Annotated in this window: 22 protein-coding genes; 14 read left to right on the forward strand and 8 right to left on the reverse strand. The window is 67.7% G+C overall.

Annotation, left to right across the window (positions count from 1 at the left end; translation table 11 throughout):
* The first annotated feature begins 11 nt into the window (after positions 1-11).
* Genes IU514_RS19110 through IU514_RS14510 form a run of 3 tightly spaced genes read left to right on the forward strand, consistent with a single transcriptional unit; the run spans position 12 to position 1,658 of the window.
* The gene (locus tag IU514_RS19110) at positions 12-146 is read left to right on the forward strand and encodes a hypothetical protein (protein WP_267464044.1); all 135 of its coding nucleotides are present in this window, start codon (positions 12-14) and stop codon (positions 144-146) included.
* Positions 143-733, forward strand: coding sequence for a cytochrome c oxidase assembly protein (locus IU514_RS14505; RefSeq protein ID WP_194931857.1), 591 nt, complete (start codon positions 143-145; stop codon positions 731-733). The genes IU514_RS19110 and IU514_RS14505 overlap by 4 nt, the downstream gene beginning before the upstream one ends.
* Before the next feature lie 46 nt (positions 734-779).
* Entirely contained in the window at positions 780-1,658 is an 879-nt protein-coding gene (locus IU514_RS14510) for a cytochrome c oxidase subunit 3 (protein ID WP_194931858.1), read from the forward strand.
* A 98-nt stretch (positions 1,659-1,756) separates the two neighbouring features.
* Here the strand turns inward: IU514_RS14510 and IU514_RS14515 are convergent, their stop codons facing one another.
* Positions 1,757-1,984: a twin transmembrane helix small protein gene (locus IU514_RS14515; RefSeq protein WP_194931859.1), complete on the reverse strand. Its 228-nt coding sequence runs from the start codon at positions 1,982-1,984 to the stop codon at positions 1,757-1,759.
* Between the two features lie 66 nt (positions 1,985-2,050).
* Here IU514_RS14515 and IU514_RS14520 point away from each other — a divergent pair, with 66 nt between their 5' ends.
* The 5 genes from IU514_RS14520 (at position 2,051) to IU514_RS14540 (ending at position 6,984) form a co-directional block, all read left to right on the forward strand.
* Positions 2,051-2,773, forward strand: a complete 723-nt coding sequence (locus tag IU514_RS14520) for an SURF1 family protein (protein ID WP_194931860.1) — start codon at positions 2,051-2,053, stop codon at positions 2,771-2,773.
* 12 nt (positions 2,774-2,785) lie between these two features.
* Positions 2,786-3,376: a hypothetical protein gene (locus IU514_RS14525; RefSeq protein WP_194931861.1), complete on the forward strand. Its 591-nt coding sequence runs from the start codon at positions 2,786-2,788 to the stop codon at positions 3,374-3,376.
* Between the two features lie 22 nt (positions 3,377-3,398).
* The gene (locus IU514_RS14530) at positions 3,399-4,583 is read left to right on the forward strand and encodes a COX15/CtaA family protein (RefSeq protein WP_194931862.1); all 1,185 of its coding nucleotides are present in this window, start codon (positions 3,399-3,401) and stop codon (positions 4,581-4,583) included.
* A 10-nt stretch (positions 4,584-4,593) separates the two neighbouring features.
* On the forward strand, positions 4,594-5,526 hold the full coding sequence (gene cyoE / locus IU514_RS14535; protein ID WP_194931863.1) for a heme o synthase: 933 nt from the start codon (positions 4,594-4,596) through the stop codon (positions 5,524-5,526).
* A gap of 120 nt (positions 5,527-5,646) precedes the next feature.
* Complete coding sequence (locus IU514_RS14540; protein WP_324187850.1) at positions 5,647-6,984, forward strand: Xaa-Pro dipeptidase; 1,338 nt, start codon at positions 5,647-5,649, stop codon at positions 6,982-6,984.
* On the opposite strand, the gene IU514_RS14545 is transcribed toward IU514_RS14540, so the two are convergent.
* The 6 genes from IU514_RS14545 to rpsU all read right to left on the reverse strand — a co-directional run bounded on the left by IU514_RS14545 (position 6,959) and on the right by rpsU (position 13,001).
* Positions 6,959-7,399 carry a hypothetical protein gene (locus tag IU514_RS14545; RefSeq protein WP_194931864.1) on the reverse strand — a complete coding sequence of 147 codons (441 nt, stop codon included), beginning with the start codon at positions 7,397-7,399 and terminating at the stop codon, positions 6,959-6,961. The genes IU514_RS14540 and IU514_RS14545 overlap by 26 nt on opposite strands.
* 35 nt (positions 7,400-7,434) lie before the next feature.
* Positions 7,435-8,139, reverse strand: a complete 705-nt coding sequence (locus IU514_RS14550; RefSeq protein ID WP_194931865.1) for a GNAT family N-acetyltransferase — start codon at positions 8,137-8,139, stop codon at positions 7,435-7,437.
* Between the two features lie 15 nt (positions 8,140-8,154).
* Positions 8,155-10,146: a S9 family peptidase gene (locus IU514_RS14555; RefSeq protein WP_194931866.1), complete on the reverse strand. Its 1,992-nt coding sequence runs from the start codon at positions 10,144-10,146 to the stop codon at positions 8,155-8,157.
* Between the two features lie 169 nt (positions 10,147-10,315).
* Entirely contained in the window at positions 10,316-12,106 is a 1,791-nt protein-coding gene (gene dnaG, locus IU514_RS14560; RefSeq protein WP_194931867.1) for a DNA primase, read from the reverse strand.
* A 64-nt stretch (positions 12,107-12,170) separates the two neighbouring features.
* Positions 12,171-12,617: a GatB/YqeY domain-containing protein gene (locus tag IU514_RS14565; RefSeq protein WP_194931868.1), complete on the reverse strand. Its 447-nt coding sequence runs from the start codon at positions 12,615-12,617 to the stop codon at positions 12,171-12,173.
* Positions 12,618-12,785: 168 nt separating this feature from the next.
* Positions 12,786-13,001, reverse strand: a complete 216-nt coding sequence (gene rpsU, locus IU514_RS14570; RefSeq protein WP_031371286.1) for a 30S ribosomal protein S21 — start codon at positions 12,999-13,001, stop codon at positions 12,786-12,788.
* A gap of 172 nt (positions 13,002-13,173) precedes the next feature.
* Between rpsU and tsaD the strand changes: the two genes are divergently transcribed.
* The 4 genes from tsaD (at position 13,174) to IU514_RS14590 (ending at position 16,100) form a co-directional block, all read left to right on the forward strand.
* Complete coding sequence (tsaD, locus tag IU514_RS14575; protein WP_194931869.1) at positions 13,174-14,202, forward strand: tRNA (adenosine(37)-N6)-threonylcarbamoyltransferase complex transferase subunit TsaD; 1,029 nt, start codon at positions 13,174-13,176, stop codon at positions 14,200-14,202.
* Between the two features lie 94 nt (positions 14,203-14,296).
* Positions 14,297-14,650 (forward strand): dihydroneopterin aldolase, encoded by a 354-nt coding sequence (gene folB, locus IU514_RS14580; RefSeq protein WP_194931870.1) that lies wholly within the window; start codon positions 14,297-14,299, stop codon positions 14,648-14,650.
* Positions 14,651-14,666: 16 nt separating this feature from the next.
* Positions 14,667-15,149, forward strand: coding sequence for a 2-amino-4-hydroxy-6-hydroxymethyldihydropteridine diphosphokinase (gene folK / locus IU514_RS14585; protein ID WP_194931871.1), 483 nt, complete (start codon positions 14,667-14,669; stop codon positions 15,147-15,149).
* Positions 15,150-15,272: 123 nt separating this feature from the next.
* On the forward strand, positions 15,273-16,100 hold the full coding sequence (locus IU514_RS14590; protein WP_194931872.1) for a DUF6159 family protein: 828 nt from the start codon (positions 15,273-15,275) through the stop codon (positions 16,098-16,100).
* Between the two features lie 48 nt (positions 16,101-16,148).
* Here the strand turns inward: IU514_RS14590 and IU514_RS14595 are convergent, their stop codons facing one another.
* Positions 16,149-16,895, reverse strand: a complete 747-nt coding sequence (locus tag IU514_RS14595; RefSeq protein WP_194931873.1) for a pteridine reductase — start codon at positions 16,893-16,895, stop codon at positions 16,149-16,151.
* A gap of 59 nt (positions 16,896-16,954) precedes the next feature.
* On the opposite strand from IU514_RS14595, the gene IU514_RS14600 reads away from it, so the two are divergent.
* Positions 16,955-18,181: a class I SAM-dependent methyltransferase gene (locus tag IU514_RS14600; protein ID WP_194931874.1), complete on the forward strand. Its 1,227-nt coding sequence runs from the start codon at positions 16,955-16,957 to the stop codon at positions 18,179-18,181.
* Positions 18,178-18,576, forward strand: a complete 399-nt coding sequence (locus IU514_RS14605) for a VanZ family protein (RefSeq protein ID WP_324187851.1) — start codon at positions 18,178-18,180, stop codon at positions 18,574-18,576. The genes IU514_RS14600 and IU514_RS14605 overlap by 4 nt, the downstream gene beginning before the upstream one ends.
* Positions 18,577-18,603 lie beyond the last annotated feature (27 nt).

Genomic DNA, 18,603 nt, shown 5'->3' on the forward strand with positions numbered 1-18,603 from the left:
ACGAGACTGGCATGAACCCGACCATCGACCCCCGCAACGACGATGCAGCGCGCCGCAAGGCGGCGCGACGCACCGCGCTGTGGGTGGCGGTGGTCGCGGTGGCCATCTACGTGATCTTCATTACCAGCGGGATCCTCTCGAAATGAGCGGCCCGTCCGACGCACGCAAGAGTGCCGGCCTCGCCAAGATGGTCGGCGTCGCGATCGGCGCATTCGCGCTGACCTTCGCGCTGGTGCCGCTGTACCGGATCGCCTGCGAGAAGGTCTTCGGCATCCGCCTGGAACGCACCGCCGCCGAAGGCGTCGGCGAGGCCCGGGCCACGGCGGCGAAGCGCCTGATCACCGTGCAGTTCGACGGTGGCGTCAACTCCAAGCTGCCGTGGGAGTTCACTCCCAACAAGGTCACGATGCAGGTCGTGCCGGGCGAGCAGTACGAGGCGACCTACCACGCCCGCAACACGTCCGACCGCACCATCGTCGGCAGCGCGGTTCCGTCGGTCGCTCCGGCGCGCGCGTCGGGCTTCTTCAACAAGACCGAATGTTTCTGCTTCACCGCGCAGACGCTCAAGGCCGGTGAGGTCCGCGACATGCCGGTGCGTTTCATCGTCGATCCGAACCTGCCGGCCGACGTGAACACGATTACCCTGTCGTACACCTTCTTCAAGAACGACGTGTTGACCGCTCAGCAGCAGGGCACGGCCAAGCCGGCCGCCTCGCCGCTATCGGCACCGTGATACCGAACATTTCCTAGCAATCGCAGCACTCATACGGAACGCCGCCATGGCCCAAGCTCATTCGCCAGACGCCAACATCTACTACGTGCCGCACAGCAGCCGTTGGCCGTTCCTCGGCTCGATCGCGCTGTTCACGACGATGGTCGGCATCGCCAGCTGGTTCAACGAGGCGACCTGGGGCAAGCCGGTGTTCTTCTTCGGCATCGCGCTGCTGGTCGGCGTGCTGTTCGGCTGGTTCGGCGACGTCGTGCGCGAGTCGGTGCGCGGCAACTACAACAAGCAGGTGGACACGTCGTTCCGCATGGGAATGATCTGGTTCATCTTCTCCGAGGTCATGTTCTTCGGCGCCTTCTTCGGCGCGCTGTTCTACGCCCGCCAGTACGCGATGCCGTGGCTCGGCGGCGAAGGCGACGGCGTGATGACCAACAGCCTGCTGTGGCCGGGCTTCAGCGCTGCGTGGCCGAGCAACGGCCCGGGCTCGATCGGTGGCGTCTACCAGACGATCCCGGCGTGGGGCCTGCCGCTGCTCAACACCCTGATCCTGCTGACTTCGGGCGTGACCGTCACCATCGCGCACCACGCGCTGAAGGCCGGCCATCGCAAGCAGCTGCTGGTGTTCCTGGGCCTGACCGTCCTACTGGGTTCGCTGTTCCTGTTCTTCCAGGCCGAGGAGTACATCCACGCCTACAAGGAACTGAACCTGACGCTGGGCTCGGGCATCTACGGTTCGACCTTCTTCATGCTCACCGGCTTCCACGGCGCGCACGTCACGCTCGGCACGATCATGCTGGCGGTGATCTGGTTCCGCTGCCTGAAGGGTCACTTCGACAAGGACCACCACTTCGCGTTCGAAGCCGTGGCCTGGTACTGGCACTTCGTCGACGTGGTGTGGCTGGGCCTGTTCCTGTTCGTCTACGTCCTGTAAGCGACGGCAAAAACGATGCGCAGCGGGCCGGCACTGCCGGCCCGTCGCGTCTCTGGCGGAAGCAATGACGCGGCGATGACGGCTCGCCGCAGGCGGTATCAGCGAGGGTTGGAACCGATGCCGTGCGGCGTGATCCAGCCCATCTTGATCGCCAGGACCACCAGCAGGATCAAGGCGACAGACAGCGCGATGCGCCGCGTCAGCGCGTTCACCGTGCGCTTGCTCTCGCCCTTGTCGACGAGCATGTAGTAGAGGCCGGCGCCCAGGTTCCAGACGATGACGATCAGGAAAGCGATGACCAGCAGGGTTTTCAGCGAGTCGTTCATGGCGGCCTCCGAAAGGCTCCATGGCGGGGCGTTGGCTGGATTATCGCAGCCGGGGACGAGGAAGTCGTGAGCCGCAGGCGCAACCTTGTCGTCGGCTGGACGCTCGCGGTGCTCGCGATCGTCCTGTTCGCCAACCTCGGCCTGTGGCAGTCGCGCCGCGCGGTCGAGAAGCAGGCGATGCTCGATGCCGCCGCGAAAGTGATGACGGCGCGGACGCCGCAGGCGCTGTCATTGGCGGCCGATCCGTCACGCGAGCGTGGTTACGACTGGGCCAGCGGCAGCGGCGAGTTCACCGACAGCGCACCGCTGCTGCTCGACAACCAGCAGCGCAACGGCCGTGCCGGCATTCGCGTCTACCGCATCTTCCGGCCGGAGCAGGGCGCGGCCCTGCTGGTCGACCTCGGCTGGCTGCCCCTCGCCGGCGATCGCCGTCTGCCGGAGATACCGCGTCCGGCCGGACGTGTCGCGGTGCAGGGCCTACTGGTACCGCCGCCATCGGCTGGCCTTGCGATGGGCCCGGCCATGGGCAGGCAGGGCGATGCATGGCTGATGACCCGTGTCGACCTGGCTGCGATCCAGCGCGAGGCCGCGCTGGCCGCCCCGCTGGCTCCGCGCGTGCTGCGCCTGGATCCGAAGCTGCCGCTGGGCTACGAGCGCGACCTGGAACTGCTGCCCAACACCTTGCCGCCCGACCAGCACCGCGGCTACGCGCTGCAGTGGTTCGCGCTGGCGCTGGCGGTGCTCGCCACCGCGCTGATCCTCACCTTCCGCAAGTCGCGTCGCGGATAAGGAGTCCATCGCATGACCACCGAACATACCGACCACCATCCCGACCGCAAGCGCAACCGCACCCTGTTGCTGCTGTTGCTGGTGATGTTCTTCGGCAGCATGCTGGCCGCCGGCCTGCTGCGTTTCTCGGGCTGGCGCCCGCAGGGCATGAAGAACCACGGCGAACTGCTGCAGCCCCCCGGCGATCTGCGCGAAGTGGCGCCGCTGCAGGTCGACGGCGCCGCCTATCCCTGGAATCCCGCCGAGCGCACCTGGCGTATCGCGCTGGCGCCCCCGGCCGACTGCGGCGCGCAGTGCGCCAAGCTGGCGCACGACATCGACACCGTCTGGCAGCTGTTCGGCAAGGACGCCAGCGATGTCGACGTGCTGTGGATCTGCCCGCAGGCCAGTTGCGACCTGCCGCCCGGTGCGCCACGCCCGTCGACGCTGCACGTGCTGCGGGGAAATCCCGCACTGCGCGCAGCGCTGCCGAGGGTCGACGACCCGCGCGGCGTACCGGTCTACGTGATCGACCCCTATGGCTTCGTCATACTGCGCTACCCTCCGGGCTTCGATCCGGCCGGACTGCGCACCGACCTGTCCCGCCTGCTCAAGCTGAAGTGACGAAGGCGCGAGAAATCCCTGCATGTCCAAACCCGCTGCATCCAAGTCCGCCGGCCACAGGCCCGCTGCCTACAGGCCGGCTGTCTATAGGCACTTCCATCGCATCGCCTGGCTCGCGGTCGCCCTCGCGTTCGGCGTGATCGTGTTCGGCGCGTTCGTGCGCCTGTCCAACGCCGGACTGAGCTGCCCCGACTGGCCGACCTGCTACGGACGTGCCGCGTGGCCGACCGCCGCGAGCCAGGTCGTAGACCACGTCGCGACGGAGATCCGCCCGGTCGAAGTGCACAAGGCGTGGCGTGAACAGTTCCACCGCATGATCGCCGGCACGCTCGGCCTGCTGGTGCTGGGATTGGCCCTGCTGGCCGCACGCAAGCGCCGCCATGGCGTGCTGCAGCTGCTCGCCGCTTCCGCGCTGGTCGCCATCGCCATTCCGCTGTACATGCAGGGGCAGCACGTCGCGTCTTCGGTGCTGGCGATCGTGGCCGAGGCGATCCTGCTGTTCGCCGCGTTGCGCTGGAGCAATGTCGACCTGGCGCGCAACTCGACGCTGACGCTGGCGGTGATCATCTTCCAGGCCCTGCTGGGCATGTGGACGGTGACCTGGCTGCTCAAGCCGATCGTCGTGATGGGACATCTGCTCGGCGGCCTGCTGACGTTCTCCTTGCTGCTGTGGGGCGCGTGGCGTGCGACTGCCCTGCCGATCCGCCTGGCCGAAGCGCATGTGCTTCGCAAGTTCGTGATCATCGGCCTCGTGCTGCTGGGCGTGCAGATCGCGCTCGGTGGCTGGACCAGCGCCAACTACGCCGCGCTGGCCTGCGGCAACGACTTCCCGACCTGCGTGGGCCGCTGGTGGCCGCCGCACGACTTCCGCGAGGGCTTCGTGCTCTGGCGCGGCATCGGCGTCGACTACGAGGGCGGCATCCTCGATGGCGAGGCGCGCATCGCCATCCAGCTGGCGCACCGAATGATGGCCCTGGTCGTGTTCGTCTACCTGCTGTGGTTCGCCCTGAAGCTGCTGCGCACGCCGGGCATGCGTGGTTGGGCGACGCTGCTGGGACTGCTGACGCTGGCGCAGGTCGCGCTGGGCATCGCCAACGTGAAGCTGGGCCTGCCGCTGACCGTGGCAGTGCTGCACAACGCCGGCGCCGTGCTGCTGCTGTTCGTGCTGGTGTCGCTGCTGGCGCGCCTGTGCCCGCCCGAGCATTGAGGAAGTTGCCGTGAGCCATGCCACGTTCCGCCAGTACTGGGACCTGACCAAGCCGCGCGTCGTTGCGCTGATCGTGTTCACCGCGCTGGTCGGCATGTTCCTGGCGGTCGAAGGGCTGCCGACCGCGGAGGAGACCCGGCGCGGCGTGCTCGGCTTCATCGGCATCTGGCTGGCCGCGTCCAGTGCGGCTGCGATCAACCAGCTGCTGGACTCCCGCATCGACGCCAAGATGGCGCGCACGTCGTGGCGCCCGATCGTCGCCGGACAGATCACGCCGGCGCAGGCGCTGGTGTTCGCGCTGATCCTCGCCGCGCTGTCGATGCTGATCCTGGTGTTGTGGGTCAACGCGATCACCGCCGTGCTGACGTTCGCCTCGCTGATCGGCTACGCGGTCGTCTACACCGTGTTCCTCAAGCGCGCGACGCCGCAGAACATCGTCATCGGCGGCATCGCCGGCGCGGCGCCGCCGCTGCTGGGCTGGGCCTCGATCACCGGCATGCAGGGCGAGTGGGACTGGCCGCACGCGCTGCTGCTGGTGCTGATCATCTTCGTTTGGACGCCGCCGCACTTCTGGGCGCTGGCGATCTTCCGCCGAGCGGATTACGCGCGGGCGATGGTGCCGATGCTGCCGGTCACGCACGGCGTTGAATACACGCGCTGGCAGATTCTGTTCTACACGGTGCTGCTGGTGGCAGTGACGGTGCTGCCGTGGGTGGCCGGCATGAGCGGGCTGTTCTACCTCGGCGGCGCGCTGGTGCTGGGCGTGGTGTTCCTGGGCTACGCCTGGAAGCTGATGAACCCGCCCGACGAGCTGTACGCGATGAAGGTGTTCAACTACTCCATCGTGTACCTGATGGCGCTGTTCGCCTTCCTGCTGCTCGACCACTGGATGCTGCCCTGGTTCCAGCCGGCCCCGGCGTTCATGCTGCAACCGGCGGCCTGACCTCGCACGCACCTCGCGGCCACTGCCGCGTTCCGCCCAACCAGGCATCGTTCCGCACTGGCGGCGGAGCGTTGCGGCGTGCCTATACTCGCGGCCACTTCGCCAACCAGCGCCTCGATCATGGCCCATCGTTCCGCCCGTCAGCCGTCCGTCCGCCGTCTTTCCCGCGCCCTCAAGGTCGCTGTGTGCGGCGCCATGCTCGGCCTTGCGGGCACCGCCATGGCCGCGGAGGGGGGCAGTGCCGTCGTCACCGCCAAGCGCATGCTCGATGTGCGCACGGGCAAGATGCTGCATGACGTCACCGTGCTGGTGCAGGACGGGCGCATCAAGGACATCGAGACCGGGCCCGGACTCAAGTTCGTCACCACCGACATGCCGCACTACGACTTGGGCGACATGACGCTGCTGCCCGGCCTGATCGACATGCACGTGCACCTGGACTCGGATCCCACCTACAGCGGGTACACCGGACTGCAGTTCAACGACCGTTTCTGGTCGGCGCTTTCGGTCGTGCATGCGCAGCGCACGCTGCAAGCCGGATTCACCACGGTACGCAACGTTGGATCCTCCGACTGGAACGACGTCGGCCTGCGCCAGGCGATCGACGAGGGCAAGCTCACGGGGCCGCGGATCGTCACTGCGGCGTACTCGTTCGGCGCCACGGGCGGCCATTGCGACTCGACCTACTTCCCGCCGTCGATGGACGAACACAATCCCTACAACGCCGATACGCCCGACCAGGCGCGTCACAGCGTGCGCGAGGTTCGCAAGTACGGCGCCCAGGTCATCAAGATCTGCGCGACCGGCGGCGTGTTCTCGCGCAACACCGAGCCCGGCCAGCAGCAGATGAGCCTGGCGGAAATGAAGGCGGTGGCGGACGAGGCGCACCAGTGGGGTCTGCGCGTGGCAGCACACGCGCACGGCGCTGCCGGCATCAAGGACGCCATCCGCGCCGGTGTCGACACCATCGAACACGCCAGCCTGATCGACGACGAGGGCATCAAGCTCGCCAAACAGCGCGGCGCGTGGCTGTCGATGGACATCTACAACACCGAGTACACGCAGTCCGAAGGCAAGAAGAACGGCGTGCTCGAGGACAACCTGCGCAAGGACCGTGAGGTCGCCGACATCCAGCGCGAAAACTTCCGCAAGGCCCACGCGGCCGGCGCGAAGATGGTCTACGGCACCGATGCCGGCGTCTATCCACACGGCGACAACGGCAAGCAGTTCGCGGTGATGGTGCGCTACGGCATGACGCCGGTGGAGGCGATCCAGGCCGCCACGATCACCGCCTCCGAGGCACTGGGCCGCAAGGACGTCGGCGAGATTGCGCAGGGTCGCTGGGCCGACCTGGTCGCCGTTCCGGGCGATCCGACCCAGGACGTGGCGTTGCTGGAATCGGTCCCGTTCGTGATGAAGGGTGGCGACGTGGTCAAGGACGCGCGGAACGCGCGCTGAGGTTCCTTGTCGTCGATGTCATGGCCGGGAAAAGTCCCGGCCACCCGGTTTCCGGCCGGTTGATCTGCACGAACCAGGCCGCGTTGCGGGCAAAGCATTGCCCGCTGAGATTCGTGAAATCGCCATCACTGCGCGGATGTTCGGTGTAGGCGACAACATCGTCGCCTTCGACGAACAGCAACAACGCAATGCCGTCGTCCCGCTCGATATTGGTGCGCGACTCGGCATCCCAGTCGAACCCAAGTGCCTGCCGGGCGACGGTGTTGGTCGAGTACGGCCCGAGCACGCAGACCCGGCTCCACGGACCCGGGACAGCATCGGCAAGGTCGATGGACTTGCGGCCAGAGGCGTTGAACCGGTCGCTGATCGATGAGGAGATGGCGCGACTGTCGCTGCAGCCGGCAGCCATCGCCATGGCGAGGAACAGAACCCCAACGCGAGCGGCGTTGATCATCGCGCGTCCTGATCCAGTGCGACCACGCGCACCACGACCTCACGGTAGATCCGGAAGCCCATCCGCTCGTACATGCCGCGTGCGGTGTCGTTGCGGCTCATCACATGCAGGAACGGCGTCTCGCCGCGCTGCATCTCGCGGCGGATCAGCTTGGTCATCAGCCGGCGCGCAAGGCCGCGTCCCTGGTAATCGGGATGCGTGCACACGCCGCTGATCTCGCGCAGGCCGAGTGCGCAGGAGCGCTCGCCCGCCATCGCCATCAGCCGCCCGCCTTCTGCATGTGCGTCGTCGAAGTAGCCGAAGTAGTCGCCCAGTTCGATCGTTCGCGGGCCGAACGGCCCGGGATTGGTCAGCGTCGCCAGCGCTACTGCCTGCTCGACGTGCAACGCGCCGAGCGGAACCGCATCGGGCGCCTCGTCGGCCGCCGGCATCGGAGCATCCCAGATCATCTTCAGCATCGTCGACTCGACGAGCACGCGCCAGCCGGCGGGCACCGGCCCCGACCAGCCATCGCAGTAGAAGCGCTCGCCGGGCTCGCAGTACGGCGCCAGCGAATCGAAGTCGGGCTGCTCCGGATCGGCGAAACCGACGATCGGCGAGAAGCCCGGCGCGTAGCGGCGCGCCGTGCCGGTGCCGGTGGACAGGTGCGCCTGTGGTCCGGACAGGGCGTGCCAGAAGATGTTGTCGAGCAGGTTCGTCATGTCGTGAGCTCTTCGTCAGCGCGCATCCCCGATCAGGTGCTGTTGCCAGAACAGCATCGTCGCCGCGGTGAAGTAGTCGACATTGCTCTTCTTGCGGAAGCCATGTCCCTCGTCGCTGTAGAGCAGGTACCACACCGGCTGGCCGTTGCCGCGCACCGCCTTCACGATCTGCTCGGCCTCGGTGTAGGGCACGCGCGGATCGTTCCGGCCCTGCGCCACGAACAGCCTGGAGCGGATCCGGTCGGCATGGTTCAGCGGAGAGATCCGGTCGAACACCGCTGCCATTTCCGGTACGCGCTCATCACCGTACTCGGCGCGACGCAGGTCCTGGCGATAGACCTCGGTGTTCTTCAGGAACGTGCCGAAGTGCGAGATGCCGACGATGTCGACGCCGGCACGGATGCGATCGCTGTAATGCATCAGCGAGGCCAGCACCATGTAGCCGCCGTAGCTGCCGCCATAGACGCCGACGCGCTTCACATCGAGTTCCGGCTGCAGGGCGATCCAGTCGAGCAGGGCGCCGATGTCCTTGACCGAGTCCTCGCGCTTTTCGGCATTGTCCAGGCCGAGGTAGGTCTTGCCGTAACCGCTCGAGCCGCGCACGTTCGGCACCAGCATCGCCACGCCGAGTTCGTTGGCCAGGAACTGCGCGGTCGGATTGAACGTCGGCAACGACTGGCCCTCGGGACCGCCATGGATGTTGATCACCACCGGCAGTTTGCGGCCCGCCGGTACGTTCGCTGGGCGGTAGTAGAACGCCGGGATCGTGCGAGGCTTGCCATCGACCTGGTCGAACGTCGGGAAGTGGACCAGCGTCGGTGCGACGAACTTCGACGGATCCAGGCCGCCGACCTCGCTCTGCGTCCAGCGTGTGAGCTTCGTGTTGCCCAGCTCGATCACGTAGACGTCGCTGGGCGAGGTGGCGGAGTTCATCGTCACCGCCAGGCGCTTGCCGTCCGGCGAGAAGCCGACGTTGACGACCAGGCCCACCGGCAGTTCCGGAAGTTTCACCGGATTGTGCGAGGGCAGCGCCAGCACGTGCAGTTTGTAGATGCCGCCTTCGTTGGTGGTGTAGGCGAGGTGCTTGCCGTCATCCGAGATCTCGAGGTCCTCGACGTCCCACGGCGTGGCGTTGGTCAGTACCTCGAACTTGCCGGTGGCCGGGTCGTGGTAGCGCAGCGTGTGGAATTCCTGCGCCTTGCCATCGATCGGTTCGTCGGAGATGAAGTAGACCGCACGGCCATCCGGCGCGAAGCGGAAGCCGTTGAATGAGGCCTTGCCGCCATCGACCGGGAACATCTCCAGCTTGCCGCTGTCGACCTCGACCGCTCCCGGATACGACTCGGCGGCCGAGACGTACTTCATCACCAGCAGGCGCTTGCCGTCAGGCGAGAAGTCCATCGGCGTCCACTGCCCGCCGTCGGTCACCAGCGTGCGCGGCGTGCCTCCGGCGAAGTCCTTCACCCAGATGTCGGTGTCCTTGCCGTTGCGCGCCGTGCTGCTCCACGCAAAGCGCTTGCCGTCGTGCGAGAACAGCGGGCTCTGGTTGCGCGCCTTGCCGTCGGTCAGCAGCGTCGTCGCGCGCGTCTGCAGGTCGAACCAGTGCAACTGCCAGAACTCGTTGCCGCCCACGTCCTTGCCGAACACGAAGCCATCCAGCTTCGAGGCGGCCGGCGCGGCTTCGATCGTGGCGAGCGGCTCGGGATAGAACGTCAGCTGCTCGCGCATGCCCATCGGCTGGCAGACGCGATGCGCCTGCGCGGTTTCCGCGAAGCGCGTGCTGATCAGCATGCACCCGCCGCTGGTCCAGCCTGCGAACGTGGCGCCGCGCGTGTTCTGGTAGCGGTTGAGCTGTTCGACCAGCGCCGGCGGAATCGCCGGGATGTTCTCGCTGATGCGATTGCCGACTTCCTCGCGCACGACGGGGGTCGCCGGTGGTGCGGCGCCGGCCGACAGGCTGGCCATCGTCAGCAGTGACAGCGCGAGGCTGCGGTGCAGTGGCGTCATCGTGCGCTCCCCGGGAGATTCGAAATCGGATGCGCCGAGCTTAGCTTGCAAACGGCAGGCCTGTCGGGCCGGAAGTCGCCGCCGGGCGTGACCACTCACCGTTCGTCCTGAGCGTAGCGCAGCGGAGTCGAAGGATGGACGGGCGGGAATCTGACGGCCGGTTCGCGGGCTATTGACGACGACTGGGGCGCAGAAGGCTCAGCAGTTCGCGCAACTCATGCTTCTCGGCTTCGTCCAGCGTAGACAAGCGAGGCTGCAGGATGTCGATGCGCTGCTGGATGGCCTGCGCCTCCAGCCGGGAGATCGCATCGAGGAAAGTCTGCTGGCGCTTGTCGGCATCGTCCAGTACGCGCGAGTCCAGCGGCGTGGCAGCGGTGGTCTCGACCGCGCGCGCGGTCGCCAGCTTGGTCAGCGCGGCCGCTTCGCTGCGGTCGCCGAAATGCTCGAGGATCAGGCCCGTGGAAATGTCGGGGCGCTGGTGCACCAGCTCGATCAGTTCGACCAGCAGGCCGACGCCGGGCTGATCGAGCGAGGCGAAGTGCAGCGACGAGGGCAGGGCCAGTGCGACGCCCGGCTGCTGCAGCAGCACCGTGATCGCGCTGCGCACCAGCGACGGCTTGGTCGCCGGTCCGGCTGTCGCGCCAGCGCGCGCGCGCTGCGACGCCGCCTGCGTTTCGGTCGGCGCGGGACGCGCGCCGACGCCGGTCAGCTCGGTCAGGCGCTGCTTCATCAGGTCGCCGAAGGCGCCATCGGGGATCTGTGCGAGCAGTGGCTTGGCGCGTTCGGCCAGGCGGCCCCGACCTTCGAGCGTGCCGAGGTTGACGTCGGTCGACAGCGAGTCGAAGAAGAACTGCGACAGCGGCGTCGCCTGCTGCAGGCGCGCGTCGAAACCTTCGCGGCCTTCCTTGCGCACCAGCGAATCCGGATCCTCGCCGTCGGGCAGGAACAGGAAGAACGCCTGGCGCCCGTCCTTCATGCGCGGCAGTACCGACTCGACCGCCTTCCACGCGGCGCCGCGGCCGGCACGGTCGCCGTCGAAGCAGAAGAACACGTCCGGCGCGTTGCGGAACAGCAGCTCCGCGTGATCGGGCGTGGTCGCGGTGCCGAGCGTCGCGACGGCCGTGTCGACGCCGTTCTGGAACAGCGCGATCACGTCCATGTAGCCCTCGACCACGATCAGTCGCGGGATCTTGTTGTGCGCCTGCCGCACCTGCCACAGGCCGTAGAGCTCGCGGCCCTTGTGGAACAGCTCGGTCTCGGGCGAGTTTAGGTACTTCGGCCCTGCATCCTTGCCGTCCTTCGATGCGCCGAGCACGCGGCCGCCGAACGCGATCGTGCGGCCGCGCCGGTCCAGGATCGGGAACATCACGCGGTCGCGGAACTTGTCGTACACGTGGCCGCGATCGTTCTTGGAGAACATGCCGCCGCGTTCGAGCAGTTTCATGCGGCGTGGGTCGGTGCCCAGCGCATCGCGCAGCGCGTTGAAGCTGTCGGGCGCATAGCCCAGGGCGAAACGTTCGCGCGTGTCGGCATCGACGCCACGGCTGTCGAAGTAGCCCAGCGCGCGGCCGTCCTGCGCCAGCTGCTTGCGGAAGAACTTCGCCGCAGCCTCCATCGCCGAATAGAGGTCCAGGCTGTCGGGATTGGCGTTGCGCTGCAGTGTGTCGCGCGGGACTTCGATGCCGACGCGCTTGGCCAGTTCCTCGACCGCGTCGAGGAACTCGAGGCGGTCGTAATTCATCAGGAAGCTGATCGCGGTGCCGTGCGCGCCGCAGCCGAAGCAGTGATAGAACTGCTTGGTCGGCGACACCGTGAAGCTGGGCGAGCGCTCGTCGTGGAACGGGCACCGCGCCGAATACTCCTTGCCCTGGCGCTTCAGCGGCACGCGTGCGCCGATCACCTCGACGATGTCGGAGCGTGACAATAGATCGTCAATGAAGGCGTCAGGGATGCGGGCCACAGTTACCTAGGATGCCAGAAACGAAAACGCCGCCCGCAGGCGGCGTCTCGCGAGAAGGTGTGGCTCAGCCGGCCAGGCGCTGCTTCACCAGTGCCGACACCTGGCCCATGTCGGCCTGTCCGGCGAGCTTGGCCTTCAACGGCCCCATCAGCTTGCCCATGTCGGCCGGGCCGGTTGCACCGGTCTCGGCGATCGCGGCGTCGATTGCGGCCAGGATCTCGGCCTCGCCCATCTTGGCGGGGATGTAGCGCTCGATCACGACGATTTCGTCCTGCTCGATCTTGGCCAGGTCGTCGCGGCCGGCGGCCTGGTACTGGGTGACCGAGTCCTTGCGCTGCTTGACCATCTTGTCGAGCACGGCGATCACCGCGGCGTCATCCAGCTCGATGCGCTCGTCGACTTCCTTCTGCTTGATCGCGGCGTTGATCAGGCGGATCACGCCGAGGCCGTGCTTGTCGCCGCTCTTCATCGCGGCCTTCATGTCGTCGGTGAGGCGCTGCTTGAGGCTCATCGGGATGCTCCTTGGCATGGCGGTCGGGCGGCGGGCGCGCGACGCAGATCAGGGTTGAGGTGAACGCGGAACGCCGGGAACACAAAAAGCCGGCTGCGCTGAGGCGCGGCCGGCTTCTCGATGGCGTTCAGAAGCAGTCCGCGCGATGCGCGGGCCTGCCGGACGCGATCAGTACAGGCGCTGACGCTTGGTCACGTCGCGCGAGGCGCGGCGCGCCTGACGCTTCACCGCTGCGGCGGCCTTGCGCTTGCGTTCCTGGGTCGGCTTCTCGTAGAACTCGCGCTTGCGGGTCTCGGCCAGGACACCGGCCTTTTCGCAGGTGCGCTTGAAGCGACGCAGAGCAAACTCAAACGGCTCGTTTTCGCGGACTTTGACGCTGGGCATACTTGATCTCGATTTCGGTAACCAGCCCGGTCGGGGCCGGGGAAGAGCCGCGCATTATAGCGACGGGCTACTTGAAGGTGCAACATAGGGCCACATCCATGCCGCAGGCCCAGTGGGCACGGGCGTTTGCGCCCTGCGGCACGGCCATTGTCCCACCTTTCGCGGAACCGCTTTGAAAGTCCTAGGCATTGAAACCAGCTGCGATGAGACCGGTGTGGCCGTCTACGACACTGACGCCGGACTGCGCGCGCACGCGCTCTATAGTCAGATCGCCCTCCATGCCGAATACGGCGGGGTCGTCCCTGAGCTGGCCAGCCGCGACCATGTGCGCAAGCTGCTGCCGCTGGTCCGCCAGACCCTGGCCGAGGCTGGCTTGAGCACGTCCGACCTCGATGGCGTCGCCTATACGGCGGGACCCGGCCTGGTCGGGGCCCTGCTGGTCGGGGCCGGCGTCGCGCGCTCGATGGCCTGGGCCCTGGACGTCCCGGCCGTAGCGGTGCACCACATGGAGGGCCACCTGCTGGCGCCGCTGCTGGAGGACGACCCCGTCCGTGGCCGCCCGGAGCCGCCGTTCGTGGCGCTGCTGGTGTCCGGTGGCCATACCCAGCTCGTGCATGTCGAGACGATCGGCCAGTACCGCCTGCTCGGCGAGACGCTGGACGACGCCGCCGGTGAGGCTTTCGACAAGACCGCCAAGCTGATGGGCCTGCCGTATCCCGGTGGCCCGCAACTGGCGGCGCTGGCTGAACAGGGCAATCCGGGCGTGTTCAGGTTCGCCCGGCCCATGACGGACCGGCCGGGGCTCGATTTCAGCTTCAGCGGCCTGAAGACCCAGGTGCTGCTGGCCTGGCAGAACAGCGACCGTGCCGACCAGACCCGCGCCGACATCGCGCGCGGCTTCGAGGATGCGGTGGTGGAGACGCTGGCGATCAAGTGCGAACGCGCGTTGGACGCGGCCGGCTGCGACACGCTGGTCGTCGCCGGCGGCGTCGGCGCGAACAAGCGACTGCGCGCCCGCCTCGAGGAGACCGCCCGCAAGCGTGGCGGCCGGGTCAGCTTCCCGCGTCCGCAGTTCTGCACGGACAACGGCGCGATGATCGCCTTCGCCGGTGCGCTGCGCCTGCAGGCCGGGCAGCACGAGGACGCCTCGGTGAAGGTAACGCCGCGCTGGGACATGGCCAGCCTGGCGCCGGTGGGCTAGTCGGCCCTTTGTTTTTGCCCCCTCCCGCACGCGGGAGAGGGGAATGCCTCCGAAAGCTTTACGATTCTCCGTTCCTCCGGCTCCGCCCTTTCCCATGGACCACGTCTTCATCGAAGGCCTCGAGATCGAGGCGCTGATCGGCATCTACGACTGGGAACGGCGCATCCGCCAGACGCTGGTGTTCGACATCGAGATGGCCTTCGACAACCGCATCCCGGCGGCGAGCGATGCGATCGAGGACACGCTCAACTACAAGGCGGTCAGCAAGCGCATCGTCGAGTACGTCTCGTCGTCGGACTTCGGCCTGGTCGAAACGCTGGCCGAGCGCGTCGCTGCGATCATCCTCGACGAGTTCGGCGTGCGCCGGGTGAAACTCAAGCTGAGCAAGCCGGGCGCGGTGCGCGGCGCGCGCGCCGTCGGCGTGACGATCGAGCGCTCGGCACCCTGATTCCCAGCCGCATCGCATGAGTCGCGCCTACCTCAGTCTCGGCAGCAACATCGACGCCGTCCTCCACCTGCGCATCGCCATCGACGCGCTGCGCGAGCGATTCGGCGCGGTGACGGTCTCGAAGGTGTACCGCACGCGAGCGGTCGGCTTCGATGGCCCCGATTTCCACAACGCCGCGGCGATGATCGACACCGATCTCGACCCGCACGCGCTCAACGCCTGGCTGCATGCGCTCGAGGATGCGTGGGGCCGCGACCGCAGCGGGCCGCGTTACGGCGACCGCACGCTCGACATCGACATCGTGCTGTTCGACGACGAGGTCATCGAAGGCCCGGGCAACCTGCGAATTCCGCGGCCGGAGCTGAAGCACGCGTTCGTGCTGCGGCCGCTGGCGGAAATCGCGCCGGACATAGAGGTGCCCGGCACCGGGCGCACGCTCGCCGATCTGTGGGCCGTGCATCCGGACCACGACGCCGGGCTGGAGTCGCTCGAGCTCTGACGTTGCCGATCTGCGACGAAGGTCGCGGTGAATGGCGCCGGACGGCGCGCAAACCGCTTGCAGGCGGGCACCGGCTGGCCGGACGATGCGGCCTTGGCCCATGGGGTGGCCGGGGATAAGCCGATGATCGAGAAGTTCTCGCGCAGTTGGGAGCTGGTCAAGGCGAGCGCCGCGGTGCTGCGCTCCGACAAGGAACTGATGCTGTTTCCGCTGATCTCGGGCGCGGCCACGCTGCTGGTGCTGGCGACGTTCGTGTCGACCGTCGTCGGCTGGCGCGTGTTCGAGCACGGCTTCGGCGTGTCCGGCGTGGTCTGGATGTTCCTGTTCTACTTCTGCCAGTACAGCGTGATCGTGTTCTTCAACTGCGCGCTGGTCGGCGCGGCGATGATCCGCCTCGAAGGCGGTGATCCGACGCTGGCCGACGGTTTCGGCGCGGCCAAGTCGCGCCTGCCGGCGATCCTCGGCTATGCCGCGATCGCCGCCACGGTCGGCCTGGTTCTCAAGCGCCTGAAGGACGACAACCACGTCCTGTTGCGTCTGCTCGGCGGAGGCCTGGGCACCGCGTGGACGCTGGCCACCTTCCTGGTGGTGCCGGTGCTGGTCAGCCAGGCGGTCACGCCGGTCGAGGCGCTCAAGCGCAGCATGCGGCTGCTCAAGCGCACGTGGGGCGAGAACGCCATCGGCAACGTCGGCATGGGCCTGGCATTCGGCCTGATCGCCTTCGCGGTGATCGCGGTGGGCGTGTTGTTCGTCTGGGTTGCCGCGCACTTCTCGCCGATGGCGGCGGTGACGATCGGCGTCTTGTTCGCCGGCGCGCTGCTGTTGATGGGTGTGTACCAGGCGGCACTCAGCGGCATCTACTCGGCGGCGCTGTATCGCTATGCCACCGAGCACGAGACGCCGCCGGGGTTCGAGGCGCTGGGGCTGGAGAGCGCGTTCCAGGCCAGGTGAAGCTGGTGGTTCCCGGTCATGGATGAGCGTTGACCGGGAACCGGGGCCTCAGGCAGTCAGCATCCTTCCGCCATCCAGGTGCAGCACCTGTCCGGTGCTGTAGTGCGCATCCTGAAGCAGCCAGCGCACCGCTTCGGCGACTTCTTCCGGCGTGCCGGTGCGTCCGAGTGGCGTACGCGCCAGCATCGCCTGCTGCGCGGCGGTGTCGCTGCTGTCCTGCGGCCACAGGATGGCTCCGGGCGAGACGGCGTTGACGCGCACGCCGGGGCCGAGTTCCAGCGCCAGCGAGCGCGTCATCATCAGCAGCGCGGCCTTGGCCATGCAGTAGACCGCGTGGTCGCGCAGCGGGCGCTCGCCGTAGATGTCGGTGATGTTGACGATCGCGCCGCGTCGCGCCTGCAGGTGGGGCATGGCCGCCTGCGCAAGGAAGAACGGAGCGCGGGCGTTGCTCGCCAGTACCTCGTCCCACAGCGCCGGCGTGGTCGTGCCCAATGGCGAGGTGACGAAGGTGGAGGCATTGTTGACCAGCGCATCGAGGCGGCCGAAGCGGCCGACGGTGTGCGCGATCAGCTCCGGGATGCGGTCGAACTCGACCAGGTCTGCCTGCAGCAGCAGCGTGCTGCCGGCGCGGCGCGCTTCCAGTTCATCGGCCAGCGCCTGTGCATCGCGCTCCGAATGGCGGTGATGCAGCGCGATGTCGTATCCGGCGCCGTGCAGGGTGCGCGCGATCGCCGCACCGATGCGCCTGGCGGCACCGGTGACCAGCACGACGGGATGGGACGAAGCGGCGGGCATGACGGGACTCTCCGGGACGTGCCGTATCCTGAGCATCCAGTGTCCCACGCAGTTGCCCCATGTCCACCGATTCGCCGCCCCCCAGCGCCCATGACCGCCGCCGAGAGGCGCAGTCGCTGCCCGTCCCCGATGCCGATGCGCTGGAGCACAGCGGAAAGCTGCAGGCGCTGATTCGCGCGCAGATCGCCGGCAACGGCGGCGCGATCCCGTTCTCCCGCTTCATGGAGCTGGCGCTGTATGCGCCGGGTCTGGGGTACTACAGCGCCGGTGCGAGCAAGTTCGGCGAGAGCGGCGACTTCATCACCGCGCCCGAGATCGGACCGATCTTCGCCGCCTGCGTGGCCGAAAGCCTGGCGCCGGTATTGCAGCAGGTCGGACCCGATGCACGATTCCTTGAAATCGGCGGCGGCACCGGTGCGTTCGCCGAAGTCGCGCTCAAGCGGTTGATGGAGCTGGACGCGCTGCCGGATCGTTACGCGATCCTCGAACCGAGCGCGCAGTTGCGCCAGCGCCAGCGTGAGCGGCTGCAGCAACGCCTGGCGCCGCCATTGTTCGAACTGGTCGAGTGGCTCGACGGCCCGTTCGCCGACGACTGGGACGGCGTGCTGTTCGCCAACGAGGTCATCGACGCCTTGCCGACGCCACGCTTCGCGATCGAAGCGGGCGAGGTGTACGAGGAGCACGTCGCCATCGAAGGCGATGCGCTGGTGCGGGTACTGCGCCCGGCCGACGCCTTCCTGTCCAACGCCGTGCGTCATGTCGAGCGCCAGCTCGGACATGCCTTCGAGCATGGCTACCGTTCTGAAGTGCTGCCGCACCTACCGTACTGGCTGCAGGCCGTGTCCGGTGGCATGCGCCGAGGCGCGATGCTGTTCGTCGACTACGGCCATGCACGCGGCGAGTACTACCTGCCCGAGCGCAGCGACGGCACGCTGCGCGCGTACTACCGACACCGCATGCACGACCAACCGCTGCTGTGGCCGGGCCTGCAGGACCTCACCTCGTCGGTGGATTTCACCGCGCTGGCCGAGGCGGGCGTCGGCGCCGGCTTCGAGTTCGCCGGCTACTGTTCGCAGGCCAGCTTCCTGCTCGGCAATGGACTGGCCGGCGTGCTCGAGCGCATCGAGCACATCGCCGACGACGGCGAGCGCCTGCGCCGCACGCAGGAGGTCAAGCGCCTGACCCTGCCCAGCGAGATGGGCGAGCGCTTCCAGGCGATGGGCTTCCAGAAGGACGTCGAGTTCGGCGCGGCGTTCCTCGCCGGCGACCTGAGTTTCCGGCTGTGACGACGGCGATGCGCGAGTTCCGGCGTCCGCATCTGTGGCTGGCGATCTGGCTGCTGATGCTGGCGGCGGTGGTCGTCACGTCGCTGCTGCCGGCGCGCGACCTGCCGCCGGCGCCGTTCGACGGTGTCGACAAGCTCGAACACTTCCTCGCCTACGCGCTGTTGTCGGCCTACGCGGTGATGTTGTTCGCGCGGGTGCGAGCGCAGGCGCTGGCGGCGGCCGGGCTGATCGCGCTGGGCGTCGCGCTGGAGTTCGCGCAGGGTGCGCTGACCGACTCCCGCCAGGCCGACTCGGCCGATGCCCTGGCCAATGCGCTGGGTGCGCTGGCCGGATTGATGCTGGCGCCCGCGCCATGGGCTTCGGTCCTGCTGCGGCTGGACCGGGGTCACAGCTGAGCGCGAACGGCCATCCCATTGGCGGAA

The sequence above is a fragment of the Lysobacter niastensis genome (assembly GCF_015453285.1).
GTDB classification, from domain to species: Bacteria; Pseudomonadota; Gammaproteobacteria; order Xanthomonadales; family Xanthomonadaceae; genus Lysobacter_J; species Lysobacter_J niastensis.

Excerpts from the sequence above, each read along its gene's own strand:
- rpsU (WP_031371286.1), bottom strand. The coding sequence starts at position 13,001 with ATGCCCAGCGTCAAAGTCCGCGAAAACGAGCCGTTTGAGTTTGCTCTG.
- IU514_RS14540 (WP_324187850.1), top strand. The coding sequence starts at position 5,647 with ATGGCCCATCGTTCCGCCCGTCAGCCGTCCGTCCGCCGTCTTTCCCGC.
- IU514_RS14505 (WP_194931857.1), top strand. The coding sequence starts at position 143 with ATGAGCGGCCCGTCCGACGCACGCAAGAGTGCCGGCCTCGCCAAGATG.
- IU514_RS14600 (WP_194931874.1), top strand. The coding sequence starts at position 16,955 with ATGTCCACCGATTCGCCGCCCCCCAGCGCCCATGACCGCCGCCGAGAG.
- IU514_RS14510 (WP_194931858.1), top strand. The coding sequence starts at position 780 with ATGGCCCAAGCTCATTCGCCAGACGCCAACATCTACTACGTGCCGCAC.
- folK (WP_194931871.1), top strand. The coding sequence starts at position 14,667 with ATGAGTCGCGCCTACCTCAGTCTCGGCAGCAACATCGACGCCGTCCTC.
- IU514_RS14590 (WP_194931872.1), top strand. The coding sequence starts at position 15,273 with ATGATCGAGAAGTTCTCGCGCAGTTGGGAGCTGGTCAAGGCGAGCGCC.
- IU514_RS14545 (WP_194931864.1), bottom strand. The coding sequence starts at position 7,399 with ATGGCGATGGCTGCCGGCTGCAGCGACAGTCGCGCCATCTCCTCATCG.
- folB (WP_194931870.1), top strand. The coding sequence starts at position 14,297 with ATGGACCACGTCTTCATCGAAGGCCTCGAGATCGAGGCGCTGATCGGC.
- IU514_RS14550 (WP_194931865.1), bottom strand. The coding sequence starts at position 8,139 with ATGACGAACCTGCTCGACAACATCTTCTGGCACGCCCTGTCCGGACCA.
- IU514_RS14555 (WP_194931866.1), bottom strand. The coding sequence starts at position 10,146 with ATGACGCCACTGCACCGCAGCCTCGCGCTGTCACTGCTGACGATGGCC.
- IU514_RS14530 (WP_194931862.1), top strand. The coding sequence starts at position 3,399 with ATGTCCAAACCCGCTGCATCCAAGTCCGCCGGCCACAGGCCCGCTGCC.
- IU514_RS14565 (WP_194931868.1), bottom strand. The coding sequence starts at position 12,617 with ATGAGCCTCAAGCAGCGCCTCACCGACGACATGAAGGCCGCGATGAAG.
- IU514_RS14515 (WP_194931859.1), bottom strand. The coding sequence starts at position 1,984 with ATGAACGACTCGCTGAAAACCCTGCTGGTCATCGCTTTCCTGATCGTC.
- IU514_RS14595 (WP_194931873.1), bottom strand. The coding sequence starts at position 16,895 with ATGCCCGCCGCTTCGTCCCATCCCGTCGTGCTGGTCACCGGTGCCGCC.
- IU514_RS19110 (WP_267464044.1), top strand. The coding sequence starts at position 12 with ATGAACCCGACCATCGACCCCCGCAACGACGATGCAGCGCGCCGCAAG.
- IU514_RS14525 (WP_194931861.1), top strand. The coding sequence starts at position 2,786 with ATGACCACCGAACATACCGACCACCATCCCGACCGCAAGCGCAACCGC.